Consider the following 7,157-nt stretch of genomic DNA (forward strand, 5'->3'; position numbering starts at 1 on the left):
AGCATGAAATATTAGCAGCCTATCATTTGTGGCATTTTGGCAGCAGCGTTGTGCTCTGCCCACATTTATAATCGCCTCGGACATCAATACACTCAGCACTTCGCTCTAGCTTTGGAAATAAGGAAAATTACATGGCACACCAATGGCGCTTTTTTCGTTCCGGCGGTTTTGATCAGGTCCGGCTTGATAAAATTGAAGACTGGCAACATTTAAACCAGCTTGATCCAAAACTGTGGGCAGCGCTGAGTTGCCCGGTCAAAGGGCTGGAATTTGATGCCCGTACCATGAGTTACCTCGATACCGACAGCGATGGCCGGGTGCGGATTGATGAAGTGAAAACAGCGGTGGCCTGGGCCTTGTCGGCGCTGCAACAACCGCAAGTACTGCTCAGTGGAGAAGAACTGCCATTAAGCGCCATTAACACCAGTACGGCAGATGGGCAAAAGCTGCTGGCATCCGCCAAACGCATTTTACAGAATCTCGGCAAAGCCGGCGCCAGCGCATTAACAGTGACCGATACTGCTGATATGGCGCAGATTTTCCCGGCAAATCAGCTGAATGGTGATGGCATTATCACTGAAGAATTAGCCAGTAGTGCTGAACTGAAACAACTGATCACGACTTTATTAACGCTGGAAATTTCCAGTGTTGATCGCAGCGGTGCTCCAGGGATCAATCAAGAGCAGCTGGAGCTGTTTGTCGCCGATGGCAAAGCCTTTGCCGACTGGCAGCAAAGTGGTTCCGGCATCAGCACTGTACTCGGCGCTGGCACCGAGGAAGCCTTTCAACTGCTGAGCGCACTCGACGCCAAAGTCACCGATTATTTCACCCGTTGCCAGCTGGCTGCATACGACGCCAGCGCCGCGGTACCGCTCAATGGCGCAGTTGAAGATTATGCTGCCTTGTCACGGCAGTTATTGTCACAAGCCACTTTAGACACCAGTTATTTGCCGCTGGCGCACATTAGCGCAGAGGGCACTTTGCCTTTAGAGAAAGGCGTGCACCCACATTGGGCCAAGGTGTTAGGCCGTCTGGCAGAACTTGCCGCAGCCATTTGGCCTGCAAAAACCAGTATCAACGCCAAAGACTGGCAACAGTTAAAAGACGTGCTGCAGCCTTACGCCGACTGGAAAGCGGCGCAACCGGCCACCAAAGCCAGTACGCTGGAGCCGGAAATTCTGGCTGCCTGCCTGCATGAAGACACTTTGCAGCAAGCATATGCGTTAATGGCGCAGGATATTTCGCAGCAGGCTGAAGCGGAGTCGGTACTGGATGTCGACAAACTAATTCGTTATCAACGGTATTTGCGGGATTTACTGCGCAATTTTGTTAACTTCGAGATTTTCTACAGTCTGGAAAAACCAGCCATTTTTCAAAATGGCCGCTTGTATCTGGATGGGCGTAGCTGCGATTTATGCCTGAACGTCAATGACGCCGCCAAACACGCTAAACTGGCCGGTTTAAGTGGCATTTATTTGTTGTATGTTGATTGTGTGCGAAGTGCGACGGGTGAGAAAAAGTCAATTGTGGCGTCGATGACCGCTGGCGATGCCGGAAATTTGATGGTCGGCCGCAACGGGGTATTTTACGATCCGGCAGGGCAAGACTGGGACGCCACTGTGACCCAGATTGTTGCCAACCCAATCAGTATCCGCGAAGCTTTTTTCACGCCTTATCAGCGGATAGGCCGGATGATTTCCGATCAAATCCAGAAATTTGCCGCAGCCAAAGATAAAGACCTTGAAGCCAAAAGTGCCGCCGGTGTTGGTGACGCGGCAAAAATTGCCGAAACCCCAGCCGTCAAACCTGCGGCACCAGCTCCCTTTGATGTGGCAAAGTTTGCCGGTATTTTCGCCGCTATTGGCTTAGCCATCGGTGCCATCGGCACCGCGTTGGCTGCAGTCATTACCGGTTTCCTTGGACTGGTCTGGTGGCAAATGCCGCTGGTTCTGGTCGGTCTTGTGTTCTTTATTTCCGGACCTTCGATGTTGATGGCCTGGTTTAAACTTAGGGCGCGCAACCTGGCACCGCTATTGGATGCCAACGGCTGGGCCATTAATACCAATGCCAAACTCAGTATTAAATTTGGTACCAAATTGACGGCATTGGCGATATTGCCAAAAGGCTCAAAACGGACTTTAACCGACCCTTATGAAGAAAAAAGTAATGCCGGTTTATGTTTGATTTTGCTGGTGATTGTGGTGACCGCATGGGTGTTATGGCGTCAGGGTCTATTGGCGCAGTGGCTATAAGTTATTGAAAGTAAGTTATCGAAAATAAGTTATTTGTGTAGGCGTACTCGCCGCGGCTGCGGCAGTACGCCGGATTGTTGGAACGGAAACTATTCGTTCATCGCTACCTGGTTAAAAACCGTGCCGCGACCCTCGCGGTATTCTTTGGGGGTTTGACCAAAATGGCGTTTAAACACGGCATACATATATTGCAGTGATGGATAACCACAGATATTGGCAATTTCCGTTGGGTTCACCTGCGTGTCGACCAACATCTTACAGGCGCGTACCAGTTTTTGATTATGCAGTTCGGTGTGAATGGAATGGCCCCGTTCGGCGCGAAATCTTTGTTCAAGGTTCGAACGTGAAATCCCCACAAAATCAGTGACCTGTTCGACCTTGGCGCCGCGTGAAGCGTTGCGGCGAATGTAGTGCATCGCCTGGATCACATAAGGGTCGCGCAAGGCTTTAAAGTCGGTGGACTGGCGCGATGCCACGCCAACCGGCGGCACCAGAATACGTTTATTGCCAACATCAATATTGTTCAGTTGCATATGCAGCAGTTTGGCCGCTTTATAACCCATTTCGAAACAGCCCTGGGTCACCGAACTTAAGCTGATGCGGCTTAGATAGCGGGCAATGTCATCATCGTCGATGCCGATAATGGCGATATTATCCGGCACCACAATACCCACATGTTCACAAGCTTGTAGCAAGTGGCGGGCACGGGAATCAGTGACGGCAATAATGCCAATGGGTTTGGGCAGGCTTTGGATCCAGTCAGTTAACCGGTTCATCGCATATTGCCAGGTTTCTGGTCTTGTACAATGCCCTTGATAAACCTGACAGTCGTAACCGTCTTGTGCTGTTAATTTGCGCACGGCACTTTCGCGCTCGCTGGCCCAACGATGTTGCTCGTCGCTTGGCACGCTGTAAAAGGCAAACCGATCCAGCCCTTTACGTTTCAGATGTTCATAAGCGGCCTGCACCAGCGCGAAGTTATCGGTCGCCACATAAGGCACCGCCGGATAATCTTCAGCTTTGGTGTACGAGCCACCAACGCCGACCACCGGTTTATTCGAACCGGCCAGTGCCCGCTGGATATTCATATCGTCGAAGTCGGCGATAATGCCGTCGCCGCCCCATTCATGAATATGTTCCAGCCGACATAACAAATCTTCTTCCAGATACAAGTCCCAGTCGACTTTGGAAGACTGCAGATAATGACCAATGCCTTCAATGACCTGTCGGTCATAAACTTTATTTGCGTTAAAGAGCAGCGTTATGCTGTGTTTTGCCTTAAACATGTCGTCACCCTGTGTTTACCCTTCATCCTTGAAGTTGCAGGGGGTTGCCGTGTTCACTCACTCCAAACGCATAGTTCACTATGCTCGTGAGGGGGTCACGTATTTGCCGCGGCGTCCACCGTGGCCAACCTGCTACACCAATGATTTTGGGTTTATTATTTTTATTGTATGGGTCTTTTGATGATCCAGGCGCTCAATAAACACACCCCAATCAGCAATAGCCCTTTTTTTAATCAATTCCATCTTAGACCGCGCGAGAAATTTCGGATACCAGAAAACATAAAACAGCACAGAATTATGAATTTTCGTAATTGCTGCTAACCCCTTGCTCACCAAAGATTGAGCCACTTTTTACCCTTCAGAGCGCTGGCGCATTATGTATTTAGGTATAGATTTAGGAACTTCGGGCATCAAAGTCATAGTGTTAGGACAGGATGGCAAGGTCCTCGACAGCGCTGCTGCTGAGCTCATCGTCAGCCGACCTTCGGCGTTATGGTCGGAACAAAATCCGCAGCATTGGTGGCAAGGTTTACAGCAATGTTTGGATGAGCTCAGTCAACGTCAATCGCTGCAAGGCGTGTTGGCTATAGGTTTGGCCGGTCAGATGCACGGTGCCACTTTGCTTGATGCCGCCAATCAGGTGATTCGGCCAGCCATTTTATGGAATGACGGACGCTCGTTTTTGCAGTGTCAGCAATTGACTGCCGCAGTGCCAGAATTGCCGGAAATTACCGGTAATCTCGCGATGCCGGGTTTTACTGCGCCTAAATTACTCTGGTTACAACAACAGGAACCGGCCAACTTTACCCGGGTCGCTAAAGTGCTTTTACCCAAAGATTATTTACGTTTTTGCTTAAGTGGCGATTTTGCGTCGGACCTTTCTGATTCGGCCGGAACTTTATGGCTGGACGTTGCCAAGCGCGACTGGAGCGACAAAATGCTAGCGGCTTGTGGTTTAAGCCGGTCACAGATGCCAAAACTGTATGAAGGTAATCAAATCACTGGGTTGCTATTGCCAGAATTAGCCAGCCGCTGGGGCTTGCCAAGCCAGCTGCCGATCATTGCCGGTGGCGGAGACAATGCCGCAGGCGCTGTTGGTGCCGGCATCGTTCAGCCGGGTCAGGCGATGTTGTCACTGGGTACTTCCGGTGTGTATTTTGCGGTCAGCGACGGTTTTAAAGCCAACCCACAATCGGCGGTGCACAGTTTTTGTCATGCCTTGCCAGGCACCTGGCATTTAATGGCGGTGACGTTAAGCGCAGCCAGCTGTTTGCAATGGTATGCCGAGAGTCTGGCGCATCAAAAAGTCGCGGATCTGCTGGCAGAACTTGAAGCAAGCAGTGCCGACAACAGCATTGATCTGGCCAATGCGCCGCTGTTTTTACCCTATTTATCCGGCGAACGCACGCCGCATAACAACCCCAATGCCCAAGGTGTTTGGTTTGGGTTAACGCATGACAGCAATCGACCAGTGCTGACCTATTCAGTGCTGGAAGGCGTCAGTTTTGCACTGGCGCAAGGCGCTGAAGCCTTGCATGCTTCCGGTTTATTGCCAACCGAAATCAACCTGATTGGCGGTGGTGCCAGAAGCCCGTATTGGCGGCAATTGCTAGCCGATGTGCTGGATCTGACTTTAACTTTCCGCGAAGGCGGCGAAGTAGGACCTGCGCTGGGCGCTGCACGGCTGGCGCGTTTGGCGATAGAGCCACAAACGCCGCTTGCTGAGATTTGCCCGCCGCCGCCTGTCGTGAGCCAACATCAGCCCGATCCACAGCGCCACGCCATGCTCGCTACACGCTATCAACGCTTCAAAACCCTTTATTTGGCGCTAGAGCCGCATTTTCCTGCTGCTTAAAGAACCGGAGCTGACGAAAAGCACAAGGTTGCTCTGAAAAAACATAATTGTGCTTAAAGCCAGCAATGCCCAACATGATTACCACAGCAGTCGTAGGTATTCGCAGGTAAAAGGAGAGCAGTGTGGCTCAGTATTTTGATCAAGTTAGTAAAATCGCATTTGAAGGCGCCGACAGCAGCAATCCGCTGGCGTTTAAGCATTACAACGCACAGGAAAAAATTCTCGGAAAAACCATGGCCGAACATCTGCGGATGGCGGCTTGTTACTGGCATAACTTCTGTTGGAACGGCCAGGACGTGTTTGGTCAGCCAACCTTTAACCGGCCATGGCTGGAAGCGGGCGATGCGATGACGCAAGCCAAACACAAAGCCGATGTCGCTTTTGAATTCTTTAGCAAACTGACCATTCCGTATTATTGTTTCCACGACATCGATGTCGCGCCGGAAGGCAACAGCATTAAAGAATACATCAACAACTTCGCGGCGATGGTGGATGTGCTGGAACAAAAACAAGCCGAAACCGGCGTTAAATTACTGTGGGGCACTGCCAATTTATTCAGCAATCCACGGTATGCGGCAGGTGCAGCGACCAACCCGGATCCGGAAGTATTCAGCTACGGCGTGACGCAGGTTTTCCACGCCATGAACGCCACTAAAAAACTCGGCGGCGAGAATTACGTGTTGTGGGGCGGTCGTGAAGGTTACGAGTCACTGCTCAATACCGACTTACGGCAGGAGCGGGCGCAGCTGGGTCGGTTTATGCAAATGGTGGTCGAACACAAGCATAAAATCGGCTTCAAAGGCGCCTTGTTAATTGAGCCAAAACCACAAGAGCCAACCAAACATCAATACGATTATGACTCGGCCACTGTGTACGGTTTCCTGAAACAATTTGGCCTGGAAAACGAATTCCGGGTCAATATCGAAGCTAACCACGCTACTTTGGCTGGTCACTCGTTCCACCATGAAGTGGCGACTGCCATTTCGCTGGGCATTTTTGGCAGCATCGACGCCAACCGCGGCGACGCGCAAAACGGCTGGGATACCGACCAATTCCCGAATAGCGTGGAAGAGTTAAGTTTGGTGATGTACGAGATCCTGAAAGCCGGTGGTTTTTCGACTGGTGGCTACAATTTCGACGCCAAATTACGCCGCCAAAGTGTCGACCGTAACGACTTATTCCACGGTCATATCGGCGGCATGGATCACTTAGCGATGGCGCTCAAACGCGCAGCCTTGTTGGTGGAAAAAGACTTCCTTGGCGCAGCAGTTGCCAAACGCTACGCCGGCTGGAGCAACAAACTCGGTCAGGCGATTCAAAGTGGTGAACATTCATTGCAATCGCTGGCAGCATTAGTTGAGCGCGAGCAATTCAGTCCAAAACCAGTCAGTGGCCGCCAGGAACTGCTGGAAAATCAGGTCAATCTGGTGCTGTTCCGTTAACGATAAGGTTAAGTGCGTCCCTAAAGATTTTTTACGCTCCCGTTGTCCTGTGTTGCCCGGCTTGCCGGGCTTTTTTATGGGCTTCAGTTAAAAATACGCTGGTGGAGGTTACCCGTACCAAATTGATGAAACACGCTCTTTAAGATTTTAATAATTTGATTAATGTAAAAAATCACCCTAAGTTACCACCGGTTTGGTAATCCTCCCATTTTTAACCGAAGTTAAAAGTAGAGTTTATGCAGCCATCAATGGCGGCTTTCCGCCATTGGCTTTGTGCGGTCGTTCATGATTGTAAAACCATAACCATTTTGTGGCATAGTCC

At 50.7% G+C, this 7,157-nt stretch carries 5 protein-coding genes; 3 read left to right on the forward strand and 2 right to left on the reverse strand.

All coding sequences use genetic code 11. From position 1 onward, the window contains the following. Positions 1-131 precede the first annotated feature (131 nt). Positions 132-2,252 (forward strand): hypothetical protein, encoded by a 2,121-nt coding sequence (locus A5320_RS20540; protein ID WP_068069658.1) that lies wholly within the window; start codon positions 132-134, stop codon positions 2,250-2,252. A gap of 89 nt (positions 2,253-2,341) precedes the next feature. On the opposite strand, the gene A5320_RS20545 is transcribed toward A5320_RS20540, so the two are convergent. Then, positions 2,342-3,538 carry a XylR family transcriptional regulator gene (locus A5320_RS20545; protein ID WP_068069659.1) on the reverse strand — a complete coding sequence of 399 codons (1,197 nt, stop codon included), beginning with the start codon at positions 3,536-3,538 and terminating at the stop codon, positions 2,342-2,344. 376 nt (positions 3,539-3,914) lie between these two features. Here A5320_RS20545 and xylB point away from each other — a divergent pair, with 376 nt between their 5' ends. Further along, entirely contained in the window at positions 3,915-5,393 is a 1,479-nt protein-coding gene (gene xylB, locus A5320_RS20555; protein ID WP_068069663.1) for a xylulokinase, read from the forward strand. A gap of 122 nt (positions 5,394-5,515) precedes the next feature. After that, entirely contained in the window at positions 5,516-6,835 is a 1,320-nt protein-coding gene (xylA, locus tag A5320_RS20560) for a xylose isomerase (RefSeq protein ID WP_068069665.1), read from the forward strand. Between the two features lie 234 nt (positions 6,836-7,069). Here xylA and A5320_RS22070 read toward each other — a convergent pair. Continuing rightward, a partial coding sequence (locus A5320_RS22070) for an integrase core domain-containing protein (protein ID WP_147291831.1) occupies positions 7,070-7,157 on the reverse strand: 88 nt, incomplete at its 5' end.

The organism is Rheinheimera sp. SA_1 (genome assembly GCF_001669775.1).
Lineage (GTDB): Bacteria > Pseudomonadota > Gammaproteobacteria > Enterobacterales > Alteromonadaceae > Pararheinheimera.

What these genes read in the sequence shown, in the direction of transcription:
- A5320_RS20540 (WP_068069658.1), top strand. Translation starts at nt 132, where the DNA reads ATGGCACACCAATGGCGCTTTTTTCGTTCCGGCGGTTTTGATCAGGTC.
- A5320_RS20545 (WP_068069659.1), bottom strand. Translation starts at nt 3,538, where the DNA reads ATGTTTAAGGCAAAACACAGCATAACGCTGCTCTTTAACGCAAATAAA.
- xylB (WP_068069663.1), top strand. Translation starts at nt 3,915, where the DNA reads ATGTATTTAGGTATAGATTTAGGAACTTCGGGCATCAAAGTCATAGTG.